We start from the raw sequence: 14,470 nt of genomic DNA on the forward strand, positions 1-14,470 counted from the left end.
ACTACATAGACAAGCAGTCGCTACGCACAAAAGAGCCCCATCCCGTAAAGGATGGAGGCTCTCGTTAGGTTCAGTTCAGGAAGCCATTAGCTCCTGCTTATATTCAATCGTAGGTTGTACTATTCAATTGAAGCGATGCTGTAAGTATACTTAACCTTGCTCAATCAGGCCATACTTGCCATCGTTCCGTTTGTAAACCACGCTCACTTCTTCATTCTCGATATTGGAAAATACGAAGAAGTTATGACCAACCATGTTCATTTGGAGGATTGCCTCTTCCACGTCCATTGGTTTCAACATAAAGCGTTTCGTCCGTACGACTTCCAAATCATCGTCATCCGTATCTGTATCCAGTTCGGCTGTAGCCACTGTGCCTGACGGATCTTCCACGAAGAGTGTCTTCAGGCTGCCTTCCTGACGGAATTTACGGTTAATTTTCGTTTTGTGTTTGCGAATTTGACGTTCCAGCTTGTCTACAACGGCGTCAATGGATGCGTACATATCATCGCTCTCATCTTCTGCACGGAGCACAAAGCCTTTCAAAGGAATCGTCACCTCGACTGTATGCAATCCTCTTGTCGTGCTCAGTGTAACGGCACCGTCAGAGGTAAGGGGTGCATCGAAATACTTCTCGAGTCTACTCAACTTTTTGTCGACATAATCTTTCAAAGCTTCGGTAACCTCGATTTGTTGACCTCGAATACTTAAATTCATAGGGCACTCCTCCTTTATCTTTGCCACTTCATTATAACACGAATGTAAGCGCCATGTAAAAACTCCCGGTGACCGAATAATGACATCTGCTCCAGTCACATCAACCAATGTAGCTTTAACGCCATATTTCGCGATAATTCGCCATTTTCGGGCATATTGGAGTATTAGATAAAATTTTGTCTGACGCTTGATCATGTATTTAACCGTTTTGGCGGTTACTTAATCTATGATGTAAAACCAGCTTTATTATGACCCTTTAAATTCCCTGTTTAAGTCCTAGGATTGACGGGATAATCTCCCATATTATTAAAATCTATGAATACAAAAAAAGACCCCGGATCACCGGAGTCTGATGCTAGCGATAATTCAATTTGGTAACCATCTAACCATATATGTAGGTCGGATTGTCCGGATGATTATAATTTGATTACGTTAGCTGCTTGCGGTCCACGTGCGCCTTCGACGATGTCGAATTCTACGGATTGACCTTCTTCCAAAGTTTTGAAGCCTTCGGATTGAATTGCGGAGAAATGTACGAATACGTCGCCGCCATCTTCAGTCTCAATGAAACCGTAACCTTTTTCTGCGTTGAACCATTTTACTTTACCTTGCATGCACTAACATTCCCTTCGTCATCAAATGAAGTAAGCTCTGGCCGAGACCCCAGCCCACAATTCAGATGATATCACCTAAACTTATCCATTGTCAATTGGTAAAGAAAATGTTTTATTGGTATTTTTTGTAGATTTATAGGGAGAAATGTTGAAAGCTTCAGGATTTATGGCACCGAATTCATTTAGTACTTGTTCCTATCCGAAACCCTTATCGAATCTATCCCTTCCTTTGTATAACTCAATAATTAAATGATGAATTGTCTTCGAAAATATGCAAAAAAACCTCTTACATCTTCTGACAAAGGAATTAATCCTAAAATCAAAAAATGTAATGAAGTTTTTTTGTAATACCTATTTTCTTTTGTCCATCAAGAAACTGTCTGGCGTGTAGCCTGACTCATACGCACTTCTCTGTACTTTAGCCTGTCCACGCTTATGCAACCAGTCCTGAGCCTCCAGCCGGAGCGTGTTCATCCGAGCAAGAATCTCTGAGTCCCGTTCTAACAAGCTATGCAAAGTTAATTTCTCATGTTCACTAGCCGGTGTATTAGAAAAGTGTTCAAGGAGTTGATCTATAATTACTTGCCGCTCTTCTGTAAAAGATTCAAGTTGTTCAAATTCCAGATCATATAAACTAGCCAGAATGTCTTTAGTCATGATTTCCAATTGACTTATACATTCTGATCTATCCATGAGCACCAGCGGATTGTTCTCCTTGACCAGCTACCATTTTGGAAGCTTGTACCCACGTCTCACGCAGTTCAGACAAGTAACCTACTGCTTCTTCAGCCTTTGATTCATCGCGCTGAATGTTCGCTTCAACGAGCAAATAATTGGTATATTCATACAAGGAAAATAAATTTTTAGAGACGTCGTACGACTGGTCCAAAGTGCTCATTAGCTCACTTATAATCGTTTGAGCTTTACCCAGATTCAGATTTGTTTTTTCAATATCCTTTTGCTGCATACCAGCAATGGCTGTTTTAATAAAACGAATAGCCCCGTCATACAACATGATGACTAACTGTCCGGGATTGGAAGTTTGGACAGAGGATTGACGATATTTATCATACGGAGAAGTGATCAAAAGTCTCACCCTTTATTTTAAAATGGATTAACCTAATTTAGCTAATAAACTGGACGACTGTGCCTGCATGTTTGACATTGCTTTTTCCATAGCAGCAAACTGTTTATAGTAACGATTCTCAGTACTTTGCAGATTTCGCTGCATTAGAGCAATCCGACTGTTGTATTCTTTCATTTGTCTTCCAATCGGATTTTCTTCACTGAAAGTACTTGTGACATCCGTTGTAAACCGGTTTGTACCGGAACGGTCTGATATCCGCTGGATCGCAGCTGTAACTTTATCTGACAATTTATCGAAAATCCCGTCATTCGGTGCGCTAGCAGGCCCCTGAAAAAGATCTATGACTGCCTGAGGATTTGAACTCAGTGCAGTTCTTAACTTGGACTCATCCTGAATAACAAGTTTTCCATTTTCTGAGTATAATCCAGTAGTTATACCCATGGCATTTAGAGGACCTAACTTTTCTGAAATGATGGACCTCATATCCGAGAGAACCGATTTAATAATGTCATTGTTCTTTAACAATCCGCTTTTGGCTTTGTCAGTCCATGTTATAATTTCAGACTCTTTCATTTCTTTTTTCTGCTCGTCCGTAAGTGGTTTGAAGTCTTTGTATTTGGTTTCACGGATCGTGCTATTCAAAGATTTAATTAGATTATTGTAGTCATCAATAAACCCTTTAATCGATTCTAATGCTTTATCCGGGTCCGTTTGATTCTTGATGATCACAGGATTATTTACTCCAGTTTCCTCCTGCAGCGTCAATACCACACCATTAATTGTAAATGTGTTCGTCCTGATGTTCTCCAGACTTTGATCATTCACCTTAACAATCGCATTCACACCATCTTTTACTTGCTTCAGGGCATTCGAATCCTCTTTGAAAGGAAGCGCACCTTTGAAAAGTGAAAGGAACTCATAAGAATTGCCGCCCATCTTGATCTCTTTCCCTGAATCTGCAGTGAATGTTAACTTACCTTTATCATCAAATGAAGCTGTAACATCAGGTTCGGTTTTACTATTTATTTTACTAACCACACTAGATATGGTATCTGTTTCATTAAAAACAAAGGTCGCATTATTAATCACGAAGCTGTAACCTTTCATTTGCGCCCCAGGTTCAGGAGCCTTCCCATCTTTTAATTTCTGAAGGTCGCCCAGTGTTTGAGTACCCGTTACATCCACCCCGGCACCATTTGTTTCTATTACTGTCTTTTTGGAAAAGAGAGCGATTAATGAGTTCTTGCCTGCGGGTGTCTCTATTTTGATATTTCCATCGGCTCCACCTGAGCGCGAAGCGAGTGATAACTTCCCTGTTGCTTCATCGTAACTGGCGAATACATCTGCTGATAAGGATGAATTAATTGTCGATATAAAGGAAGAAATAGTAGTACTTCCGTTGAAGAGAGACTTTCCATCTTTATCCTTAAAGGTCATTCCGTTGATCGTGATATCGAAACCTTTCTTCAAGTAAGCCTCACGGTCCGCTTCGTTCATGGCTGACAGGTCGACTCCATCAAGAGAAGCAAGAGGTGTATTTCTGTTCACACCTTGACCAAGACCAGACGTTTCAAACGTTTTGGCACTTGCCAGTTTCTCAACAATGACTTTCATATCTGTTGTAGTTGCACTGGCTGTAGCTTCTGCTTTAACTGCGGTTGTATTGCCTGAAACGACAGATTTATTCGCATTCAATGCAGCAGAGTTACCATATTTCGTTGTTAGTTTATTGATTCGGAAATCGTACAATTTACTGCTTAAATCACGGTAACTTTCTCGCTGCCATTGCAGAACCTGTTTGTCCTGATTTAATCGGTCCAGCCTGAGATTTTTGGTAGCCATCATACTTTTGACCATACTATCAATATCCATGCCTGAAAAGCCGTTAACACGTGTAACCATTCTGCACCTCCGGATCTACATTATATCTTCTCATCTACTAGAATTCCGGCTAACTCCATCATTTTCGCAACCAGATCCAGTGTTTTTTCAGGAGGTATTTCACGAATGAGTTCTCCTGTATCTTTATTAAGAACTTTGACCATAATTTCATGTGTTTTTTCGTGAATGCTGATGTCGAGTGTAGTTTGCGGTCCCTGGAGTGATTTCACGGCATTCTCAATGGTCTTGATCAAATGCTCTTGACCAATGGACAGAGAGGCCCCCTGCTTCTCCAATTGACTTAAACTCAAACCTTGATTCACAACTGCATTCAATTCTGCTCGTTGTACTTCAGATGCTGAAGAAGAGTCTCCCTGTTGACTGACTGATGATGACGTATTAGCGGATAATGAGAACTGTACATTCATCTTTACCACTACCTCCGGCTGCATATTTACTTTTTATATCGGCTCCCGTTAACGTTCTGATTAGAGCAATATGAAAAATATGTATAAAAAGACCTCGGATTGTCCAAGGTCTCAACATTTTAGTTTAATTTTTGATCATGATCGACATGTAAGCCATCGATTTAAAATTGTTGCTTTCGAGTAGGTCAAGTACATTATTCAAATAATTTGAGTTATGCTCAACGGTCTTAGCAAAAGATTGTACAAGTTTCACTACAAGCTCTGTAGTTAAACCTTTATGAAAACCTGACATTCCGATCAAATGTAATTTAATCATAGAGAAGTGTACTACCATCATCACATAATCATCGAATACTTGACTTCTGCCAAATGGGAACAGATTTTTGAACACATAATTTACAAGGTAATTTTCGAGAATGTACTCATGTTCCTTCATAAAAGGTGCAAAAAATTCCTCACTCGCAGCTGTATAACGTTCAGCAATTTCTTCCTCCGAAGTGTCCTCTGTGTACATAATCCCGTTCAGGGTTTCTATAACACATTCCATGTATCTTCCATTTTTTATTCCATGTCCAAAACGGTAGTCCATAAGTTCTTTAGATAGCTTCAGTTGCACAATGTTGTTAACCGGTATATCCATTAACGAATTTTTGGTATTAGGGTCTTCCAGCATACTTGAATATAAGGTAATCGTATCCTCTATTGCATCATAATTATCTTCATTAACTTGAGACTGAATTTTCTGATAGAACAAACCTAGAACGATCAGTCTCTCAGCTAATGTATACGTGCGATTTTGTAAAACCTGAATCGTAAATATTCTTAAATTCCAGAAATATGGGATTAGTTTGTTTTTCCCGTTTGGATTATCCGTAATGATTTGCTTATTAACCCACACTTTATTGTCCAGTACTTCTTCAACTTCATTGAATTGGATTCCCTCCGGCTTCAGTAATGTAAGTCGCGCTGCCTCAGGACAGGATAAGGTTGTCGATTTCTCAAGTACTCCATCAATGCTATTGATGCTCCTTGGATAACTGCTGCATACGTTAGACAGATAGTCTTCTCCTAAACCAAGCTGAATTTTGCACAAGTTCTCTTCAGAAAGAAAACCACATCTCCCCTGATCATCCATATTAATTTTAGCATAACGATGAACAGTCGGCTCTGAACGATGCCTGGAGACATTTTTATCAAATAAAGGCTTCAACTCGATATTACGAGATTTAGCATACTTTTTATAGGTCTGCTGATCAATATCCACTCTCCAGCCAATACAACATGAATCTTCACAAGCAGATCCAATACAAGCGAAATCCTGCATATATTCCGGCACTAGAATCGTTCTATTTTTAACGGTCATAATAACTCCCCTTATATACCTTTTGTAAATAAAAATAGATACCCTCACTTGGAAGATATCTATTTTAACTTGCAAATGTACATAATTCCGAAGGGATTGACTAACCAATCCCTCCAGAAATAGTTGAAAATTAACGAAGCAATTGCAGAACGCCTTGCGGTTGTTGGTTTGCTTGAGCCAACATTGCTTGAGCTGCTTGTGCCAAGATGTTGTTTTTCGTTTGGGACATCATTTCTTTCGCCATATCTACGTCACGGATACGGGATTCCGCTGCAGTCAGGTTCTCGGAAGAAGTTCCCAAGTTGTTGATTGTGTGCTCCAGACGGTTTTGAACAGCACCCAGTTTGGAACGTTCGCTGGAAACAGAAGCAATCGCTTTGTCTACAACTGTAATTGCGTTAGCAGCGTTAGTTGAGCTTGTCAAGTCAAGTGCTTTCTCTGCATTAGTGTTGTTCGTTCCATCTGTAACATTTTTTGCTGAAGAGAAACCTGTGCCTGATCCGACGATACCCAAAGCTGCTGCACGCATATCATTTACGCCCAGAGTCAGCGATTGATGCTCATTCGCACCGATTTGGAAAGAAGCAGACTTATCAGCGAACACATCACCTACTGTATCCGTAACAGACTTGTCAGCCATTTGAAGGTCGAAGGTTCCTGATAAAGTTCCTGTCGCAGTAGCAGCGACATCCAAAGTAAACGAAACTCCGTTAGCATTGTAGTCGAGTTTGTTGCCTTGCGTCAGTGAAAACTCAGTACTTGTCAAAGCAGTAGTACCATCCGCTTTAAAGAAAGTAACTGTAGCTTTGTCATCCGCTTTTGACCACTCAATTTTAACTTTTGATGCATCAGCCAACAATTGGTTGCTAGTTCCATCAACTACAAGATTCGAAAGCGTTGAATTTGCAGTAGCAGTATTAGTGAATCCTTGCATACCTGAATTGGAGCTAACTGTACCCAATGCTGTTCCTGCAGCACCAGCTGCTTTGTCCAAGTCAATTGTTACCGCATCGCCCGCTTTCCAACCCGCAGCTTGCTCTTGAGTGAAGGAGAAGGAAACACCGTGATTGTTATAGCTGTAAGTTTTTGTTCCAGCATCGTATGCAACATCATCAGCATTAACTGTCAATGTATTTCCAGCACCGTTTGCATCTTTCGCTCCAGTGATATCTACCGTGAACTTACCATCGGTACCCTTAGTAATTTTAAGGTCTTGGTTAGTTGTGCCTGCATCCAATTTCGCCCATTCAAATCCGTTATCAGCTTTACCAGTGAATGAGATATCAAATTTGGCTTGTGGTGTTCCAGTCCATGATACAGGGTTGTCACCTACAACAACTGTTTGGCCTTTAGCTAGGCTTACAGTTGTTGTTGTGCTAGTTCCTGGAGTAACCAAAGATTTTTCGGACAAATCACCGTTCAACAATTTCTTTGTATTGAACTCCGTAGTGTTACCGATCCGGTTGATCTCGGAAGTCAGTTGGTTCATTTCTTTTTGAAGCTCAGAACGGTCTTGAGTTGTGTTTGTATCGTTGGAAGATTGAACGGAAAGTTCACGCATACGTTGCAGGATGGAGTGAGTTTCGTTCAATGCACCCTCAGCTGTTTGGATCAAAGAGATACCATCTTGAGCGTTACGAGTCGCTTGGTCCAAACCACGGATTTGTCCACGCATTTTTTCGGAAATTGCCAAACCTGCAGCATCGTCACCAGCACGGTTGATGCGAAGACCGGAAGACAATTTTTCGATGTTTTTGTTCGTGTTAGCAGTGTTAGTGCTCAGTTGGCGGTGAGTGTTCAACGCCGCAATATTGTGATTGATAATCATTGAGTGTTTCCTCCCTGAAATAAGTTAGTTCCACATCCTTGTGGTAAACGCCGCGACATTAAGGTCGGCCGCCCTGCCGAAGCAGCGTCTAAATTATATATCGACAGGAGGTTTGCAACTGTTTATAGCAAACTGGAATATTTTTAATCTTTTTTTGCTCCAGAATTACGAAGCCGTTCCATAAATGCCTCCACATTGGCGGCAAGCGGTGCAGCAGACTCCCGGTTAGCTTCCTGAATCGAAGCATATATCTCCTGACGATAGATATCGATATGTTTAGGTGCAGAAATACCAATTCGCACGGTATCTCCCTCTACCGCTAATACTGTTATCTCAATCTGATCCTGGATGATGATGGATTCACCTTTTTTCCGTGATAACACTAACATCTCATACACCACCCTTTGCGGATTCCAATTGTTCTTCCGGCCAGATCAGACAACGTGTTTTATACCCAGACTGATGAAGCACCACTTGTTTGCCCGTCTTAATCTCCGGGTTCAAAACCACGGGGGCCAGCAGGTTCATCGTAGATTGACTGACTTGCTTCTGAATCGTGACCATAGCATATACCTGGACTTGTTCTTGAATCTCAAGCTCCTCCCGATCTGCTTCCGGCAGTTCAAAACTGTAATCCGGTGCAAACAGGAAGGGGTTAACCAGCAAAAAGGAAAGCTCCGGTTCTTGAAGAGATTGCAAGTATATAAAAGGAGTTTCCTCCCAAGGGATCAATGCGAATTGATGCTCATCCTCGAACCCTGGCAAACCCTTAGGAAAGTGGAATATCTCCTGCTCCTGAACTTCAATCTCTCCCCAAATGCTTGTCTGAATTATCATAATCACGAAGCCTCCCATGCGAAGATTTTACATAAAAAAAAGCTGTAGATGTCTGCTTCAAGACTGTCTACAGCTCTACTTATATATTCGGTCTACATTCCTATATCAATAGCTGGCGGCGTATACTGTATCGATGCATATTGCTTCACATAGATGTCCAGTTTACCCCTCTGGTATTCGATCTCGGGCCGATTAATAGTAACATTCATTTCTGAAACTGCTGGTGTATACTCCAGTTCCGGCGCGCGGACATTGAAGCGTATATCTACATTGTCCATCGATGCCGGTCCGCGTATTTCCGGAAAAGAAGTCCCTTGCCAGTCTTCCCCAATAATATTAGCGATTGTATTGCCAGGCTTATGAATCTCGGCCAGTCGATCGCCCTGCTGCACTCGATTGGCAATGTTCTGTAAAAAAATCTGCTGGATGCCCGAATATATTCGAGCATTCATATCAATCATATTTCCACCGTTATATGCTGCAAAAGCTTTCGTCTGATCCACATTCAACTCTGGAGCATGGCTTTGTACCGTCAACTTGGCAGGCCTTGTATGAAGCTGCACATCAGCCTTAGGCTGACGCAATGAAAGCTGCCCTGGATCGGCATCAATCTGAAGCAGAGAAGGCGTTGTTCTAATCTGGAGAACGGGAAGAGTATTCATACTGCTCCTCCTTTTATCTCAAGAAATCCACAAGTGAAGGTGAAATGATCTTGGCACCGGCTGACAGGGAAGCATTATATATATTCTCCTGTATTTTTGATTTCATGATAAGTTCTGCATAATCTGCATCCTCGACTTTGGCCTGAAGGTCTGTCAAGTTCACACCCAGATCATCCAAACGCCCCATCATCAGATCAATCCGATTCGTTTTCGCTCCAATCTCGGAGCGAATTGCCAGCATCTTGTCCATTCTGCTATCAATTGTACCAAGTTGGCCCGAAAGCTCTTTTTGATCACCGTTCTTTAAGGCATCGATAATGTTATTAAGGACCACAAACAAATTATCATCCTCAGTTTCGTTGCCAAACACTTCGTTACCCGTTACATTGATGGGAAGTTGCACACTTTCGCCAACAATAAAATTAATTTTCCCAGTATCTGTGATCACAGAGGCAGCATCTGTAGTATCTGAAACACCATCTGCATCTTTGGTAAACTGATATGGTTTGATATCATATGTCTCGCCATTGAAGATGTATTTACCGTTAAGCTTACTGTTTGCTACATCAATAAGCTGTTCCTTTAACTGCATAACTTCTTCCTTAACGCTATCCATAGCAGACTGAGGGTTCGTACCGGTAGAGGCTTGAACCGTCAACTCACGCAGCCGCTGTACGATGCTCCCAGCCTGATCCATTACGGTATCATTGAAATCCAGCCAGGATGTCGCACTGTCCACATTCTTCTGATACTGTTCATTAGAAGATAACTCGGCACGGTACCGTAGAGAATAGGTGATGCCTACGGGATCATCTGAAGGTTTGTTAATTTTACGTCCGGTTGCCGACTGTAACTGTGTATTATTCATCTGTTGCGCATTACGGTTCAAGTTAAGCAACAGCTGTGAACTAAGCATGTTATTCGTTATCCTCATCGCTTGAAGTCACTCCTTTCGTTCATTATCTACCAACTGTACCTGTAGAGTTGATTAATTTCTCCAGCAGTTGATCATATGTCGTCATAAAACGCGCTGAAGCACTGTATGCATGCTGAAACTTGATCATATTGGCCATCTCCTCATCCAGGGACACCCCGCTCACGGATTGACGCCGCGTTTCTACCTGTTGAGTAAGAAATTCCGTATTGGATGTCTGACGAGCAGCTTCCTGTGACTGTACACCCAGTTGTCCCACAATAGCACTGTATTGCGCCCCTATTGTTGCATTACGCGAGCCATCAGCTGTCATCATCGGGGTATCCTTGAGATTGGCCATAAGGAGCGCTAACGTGTTGTTACCCTTTACTATACTTTCCGTTCCTGAGGTACTATCTGTTGTCGTACGTAATGAGGTTGCGATTTTGTTTGGGTCTGCCACTATTTCGGCGTTCAATGAAATATTGCCCGCTGTGATGGTTCCCCCGCCCGCTGCGGTAAAGAATGGAAGACCAGGCGAAGTACCTCCACTTAAACTGTATCCCAATTGATGCAGCCCATTCAGCCCTTTAATGGTTACTGGAAGATCTTCCTTCAAGAACCGTTCACTGCCTGTGTAATTTTTCCCTTCTATAACTGTATTGTCTGGCAATACCGAATTTGCCGGAATGGTGATCTTTATATTCCCGTTTGCAAGGGTATCGGCAAGAGAATTCATTTGATTTTGGTAATCTGTCACTAAGGTGACTCTGGATTTAATCATTCCATGAACTTCACCACTAGTAAGTGTACGCGCAGAAAATGCTTCATTTAAAAAATCAGCATCTATAGTCTCTGCTGGTCCTGCACCTGCTACGAGTGTTTCACCACCCATCTGGATCTCATAGCCTTGTGGCGAGTCCAATACGCTAATATTAATAATTTTCGATAATTTATCTGCCATCAAGTCACGTTGGTCACGCAGGTCATTAGCATTATCGCCGAGTGATTCCACTTTCACAATAGCACTATTCAGATTCGCTATGTTACCAAGGTAACCTTGAATCTCATTCGACTTCACTTCAATGTTATTATTCAAATCTCGGTTTAGATTGTCCAGTTGGCGGCTAATCTGGTTCATTGCATCCGTAAGTGCAAGTGTCGTTTCTTTGACGATCCGACGTGCTGTTACGTCCTCCGGGTTTTTGCTCAGATCAGACCAGGATTTATAGAAGTTATCCATGACTGTCCGGAAACCCGTGTTGGACGGCTCATTGACAATCGCTTCGAGCTTTTCCAATGTATCCCGCTGAATGGACCAACTTCCGAAGTTGGTATTTTCGTTACGGTATTGGTCATCCAGAAACTTCTCCCGAACACGGGTGATGGAATCGAACTCTACCCCCGTTCCGAGTTGACCTGGCGATGTACTATGCAAAAATGCAAACGGCTCCATAGGAATGGATGCTTGCATATTGACTTTCTGGCGTGAGAACCCTTCTGTGTTAGCATTAGCTATGTTATGACCTGTTGTGCTAAGAGCGGCCGTCTGTGTCAATAAACTGCGTCTAGCCGTTTCGATTGAATGAAATGTAGATGTCACCTGGTTTCCCCCTATTAATCAGGCACGCGTGTCGAACAGACCGATTCGCCCTGGATTGCCGTGTTTATCAGCAGGATGCTGATAAGTTGCATCCTGTTCAGGTCTCGAAGCAAACATGTCCATCGATAGATCAATAAACATTAATGATTGTTCGATCAGCTTTTGATTGAGTTGATTAATATCTTTTAATTCCTGTAATGTTCCCGCCAGCTTCTTCTGAACTTCAAACAATCGCTGTTTGTCGGCCGGATCAAAGATCAGCTTGGAAATCTCGGTAATATTCAGGTTCAGCATTGACTTGATGCCACGCTCCTGAAGAAGTTCATGAACAGCATGTAATCGTTCTGTATCAAGCGGCTCCTGCTGTTTCATGAACTTGGATTCCTTATTCATGATAGCAATAAGCTGGTCTACATCATTTTTAACGATAATCTCTCGTTTAACCTGACTAAGTTCCAGCATATCACGGTGACTTTGCTCCATCTGCTCTAAAACTGCAATTAATCTGTCCAGTGCTGCCATTACATAATCACCTATTCCTTATCAAAAGACTTAAAATACGGTAGCAGCTTGTCAGCAAGCTTGCTACTGTCTACCTGATATGTTCCCGAGCTTACCTGCTCTTTCAGCTCCTGAATCCGTTGCAACCGTCCTGCGTCTTGCGTACGTCCTTGTTCTTCAAGCATCTTCATCGCCTCCGGAGAAATGGATACTTCATCCTTACGGCGGCTTTTCTTGGCCTCAGCCTGCTGGTTGGATTCAACATTCCTCTGATATGAATTGATGGCTCCAATTCGACTCGGTTCATTGATTTTCATTCGATGTGCACTTCCTTTCAGCTAAAATGTATTGATTTACGTTTTTCTTTCTTTATCTTTATGTGTTTGAAATGAGTTAGGATAATAAAAAAAACCGATAATCTTTAATAAGTTTATCGGTACGTTTCAAAACATTTGTTATAGCATTGCTCGTATTTAAGACCACGTTCCTATGAATTGCGCAGTTTGTCGACAGCATTGTAGGTTCGTCCGCCTACTTGGTTGTTATCCTTCTGACCTACTTCACGAGCAGCACCGGCCAAGTCTTTCGTTAATCGTGCACGGCAGGAATCACACATGTGACCTTCACGGATCAACATTCCGCATACTTCACAAGGATACATCATATTCGGGGCGTTTTCGATGGAAATCCGTCCCTCTCGAATAAACTTCGTGATGGTTTTAATCGAGACTTCTGTCGCATCCGACAGTTCCTGTATGTTAGCGCCTTTATTCTCACGTAAATAGTCTACACAGGTCTGGTATTCCTGCTCCATCTCCTTGATACAGTTCGAGCATACATCTCGGAAATTCAATGCATACAATTTGCCGCAACGAGGACAATTTCCTAAGTTCATCGCTTAAACTCCCCTCTCCAACTTCCTTTTCCGAATAGCTAATACCTATAGATTACCTTATTTTCTCATATGAAGTCCATATATTATTTACAAATATAAAATGGTTTCGATTGCGTAAATATGAAATCTATTTTAAAGTCAAATTCTCTTATTTCACAAGGTTATCTTGCCTTAAATGAATCTAATAGAAGTATTTTTACGTTTTGACTATCCAAGGTTGAAAATAACAGACTATGATCTGGCTAATGTAAGTGTGTAAATCTCCACGGGGACACTGCTATTACTTGCGGCATGTAGAATAACATGTCCACAAGCATCTAACGTACTGCCGGTCGTGTAGATGTCATCAATTAGAAGTAATTTAAATGGCTTGTTGTAATTTCGGAGCAGACTGAAGTCAAATCCATCCGGTTTGATCGAAAAAGCATGCTTCATCGTCTCGAACCGCTCGGCACGAGATTTGAAGCTTTGTTTCCCTGTGTTGATCTGGCGCTGCAACAGATCAACACAGGGTATACGAGCGGCGGTGGCAAGTCCTGTTGCCAGCCGCTCCGCCTGATTAAAGCCGCGTTCGGCCAAGCGCTCCCCGCTCACGGGTACATACGTGACAGCGTCAGGACGCCATGGCGGCTTATTGGTTTCTTTTTCACATATGAAAGTCAGTTCCTCACTCATCGCCTGAAAGGCCTGAATCAGTAGTGCAGTTAGCAGCGGGGCATAGCGCTCGTGACCTCGGAATTTGTATAAGCTTATCCATTCTTTCATTAGATCGTTATACTGGACGGCGCTGCGATTGCAGACAAAGGAACGGTTCTGCATGTGCGCACGCACACAGTCCGGACAACCAACACCACGGCCACAGCGGTGACAACGGATCGAACGAATCCATGGAATCTGCTGCACACAACGTGGACATATCCCCGGATAACGTGAGGACAAAACCGCACGAGTTCCGCAAGTCAGACATGGTGAACCGGGCGGGCCGAGCATTTGGTAGAGATGTCCGGTTAAATGTTGAATACGTTCGAGCATATGAAAGAAATAGCTAAACATGAATTGGTTCTCCTTTCTCAACGAAATAACGAGAAGAAATGGTGAGCTTTAAGTATGTAGAAAGTGTTCAGTCAGGATGCGGGACGAGCGC

The 14,470-nt window shown here is 42.2% G+C and carries 17 protein-coding genes; all 17 read right to left on the reverse strand.

The genetic code is table 11. The features are described 5' to 3' along the window. Positions 1-150 precede the first annotated feature (150 nt). Positions 151-714: a ribosome hibernation-promoting factor, HPF/YfiA family gene (gene hpf, locus AC1VYS_RS25735; RefSeq protein WP_145414115.1), complete on the reverse strand. Its 564-nt coding sequence runs from the start codon at positions 712-714 to the stop codon at positions 151-153. Between the two features lie 416 nt (positions 715-1,130). Beyond that, positions 1,131-1,328 (reverse strand): cold shock domain-containing protein, encoded by a 198-nt coding sequence (locus AC1VYS_RS25740; RefSeq protein ID WP_024631599.1) that lies wholly within the window; start codon positions 1,326-1,328, stop codon positions 1,131-1,133. A gap of 351 nt (positions 1,329-1,679) precedes the next feature. Beyond that, a complete protein-coding gene (gene fliT, locus AC1VYS_RS25745) occupies positions 1,680-2,021 on the reverse strand; it encodes a flagellar protein FliT (RefSeq protein WP_482911984.1) in 342 nt (113 codons plus the stop codon). Next, entirely contained in the window at positions 2,014-2,415 is a 402-nt protein-coding gene (fliS, locus tag AC1VYS_RS25750) for a flagellar export chaperone FliS (RefSeq protein WP_482911985.1), read from the reverse strand. The genes fliT and fliS overlap by 8 nt, the downstream gene beginning before the upstream one ends. Positions 2,416-2,442: 27 nt before the next feature. Continuing rightward, on the reverse strand, positions 2,443-4,317 hold the full coding sequence (fliD, locus tag AC1VYS_RS25755; protein ID WP_482911986.1) for a flagellar filament capping protein FliD: 1,875 nt from the start codon (positions 4,315-4,317) through the stop codon (positions 2,443-2,445). A gap of 20 nt (positions 4,318-4,337) precedes the next feature. Next, on the reverse strand, positions 4,338-4,724 hold the full coding sequence (locus tag AC1VYS_RS25760; RefSeq protein WP_482911987.1) for a flagellar protein FlaG: 387 nt from the start codon (positions 4,722-4,724) through the stop codon (positions 4,338-4,340). 124 nt (positions 4,725-4,848) lie between these two features. Continuing rightward, the gene (gene fliB / locus AC1VYS_RS25765; protein ID WP_482911988.1) at positions 4,849-6,087 is read right to left on the reverse strand and encodes a flagellin lysine-N-methylase; all 1,239 of its coding nucleotides are present in this window, start codon (positions 6,085-6,087) and stop codon (positions 4,849-4,851) included. A 130-nt stretch (positions 6,088-6,217) separates the two neighbouring features. Beyond that, positions 6,218-7,915, reverse strand: coding sequence for a flagellin N-terminal helical domain-containing protein (locus AC1VYS_RS25770; RefSeq protein ID WP_482911989.1), 1,698 nt, complete (start codon positions 7,913-7,915; stop codon positions 6,218-6,220). Positions 7,916-8,058: 143 nt separating this feature from the next. Further along, positions 8,059-8,304 (reverse strand): carbon storage regulator CsrA, encoded by a 246-nt coding sequence (csrA, locus tag AC1VYS_RS25775; RefSeq protein ID WP_441928380.1) that lies wholly within the window; start codon positions 8,302-8,304, stop codon positions 8,059-8,061. 1 nt (position 8,305) lies between these two features. After that, positions 8,306-8,752 (reverse strand): flagellar assembly protein FliW, encoded by a 447-nt coding sequence (fliW, locus tag AC1VYS_RS25780; RefSeq protein ID WP_482911990.1) that lies wholly within the window; start codon positions 8,750-8,752, stop codon positions 8,306-8,308. Between the two features lie 92 nt (positions 8,753-8,844). After that, positions 8,845-9,414 carry a DUF6470 family protein gene (locus AC1VYS_RS25785; RefSeq protein ID WP_482911991.1) on the reverse strand — a complete coding sequence of 190 codons (570 nt, stop codon included), beginning with the start codon at positions 9,412-9,414 and terminating at the stop codon, positions 8,845-8,847. A 13-nt stretch (positions 9,415-9,427) separates the two neighbouring features. Beyond that, on the reverse strand, positions 9,428-10,348 hold the full coding sequence (flgL, locus tag AC1VYS_RS25790) for a flagellar hook-associated protein FlgL (RefSeq protein WP_482911992.1): 921 nt from the start codon (positions 10,346-10,348) through the stop codon (positions 9,428-9,430). 25 nt (positions 10,349-10,373) lie between these two features. Continuing rightward, positions 10,374-11,930 carry a flagellar hook-associated protein FlgK gene (gene flgK / locus AC1VYS_RS25795; protein WP_482911993.1) on the reverse strand — a complete coding sequence of 519 codons (1,557 nt, stop codon included), beginning with the start codon at positions 11,928-11,930 and terminating at the stop codon, positions 10,374-10,376. A gap of 18 nt (positions 11,931-11,948) precedes the next feature. Then, positions 11,949-12,452 (reverse strand): flagellar protein FlgN, encoded by a 504-nt coding sequence (locus AC1VYS_RS25800; protein WP_482911994.1) that lies wholly within the window; start codon positions 12,450-12,452, stop codon positions 11,949-11,951. 11 nt (positions 12,453-12,463) lie between these two features. Then, complete coding sequence (gene flgM / locus AC1VYS_RS25805) at positions 12,464-12,748, reverse strand: flagellar biosynthesis anti-sigma factor FlgM (RefSeq protein WP_482911995.1); 285 nt, start codon at positions 12,746-12,748, stop codon at positions 12,464-12,466. Between the two features lie 170 nt (positions 12,749-12,918). Then, positions 12,919-13,326, reverse strand: coding sequence for a TIGR03826 family flagellar region protein (locus tag AC1VYS_RS25810; protein ID WP_482911996.1), 408 nt, complete (start codon positions 13,324-13,326; stop codon positions 12,919-12,921). A gap of 231 nt (positions 13,327-13,557) precedes the next feature. Continuing rightward, on the reverse strand, positions 13,558-14,358 hold the full coding sequence (locus AC1VYS_RS25815) for a ComF family protein (protein ID WP_482934430.1): 801 nt from the start codon (positions 14,356-14,358) through the stop codon (positions 13,558-13,560). Positions 14,359-14,470: the final 112 nt, after the last annotated feature.

Source organism: Paenibacillus sp. G34 (assembly GCF_056856875.1).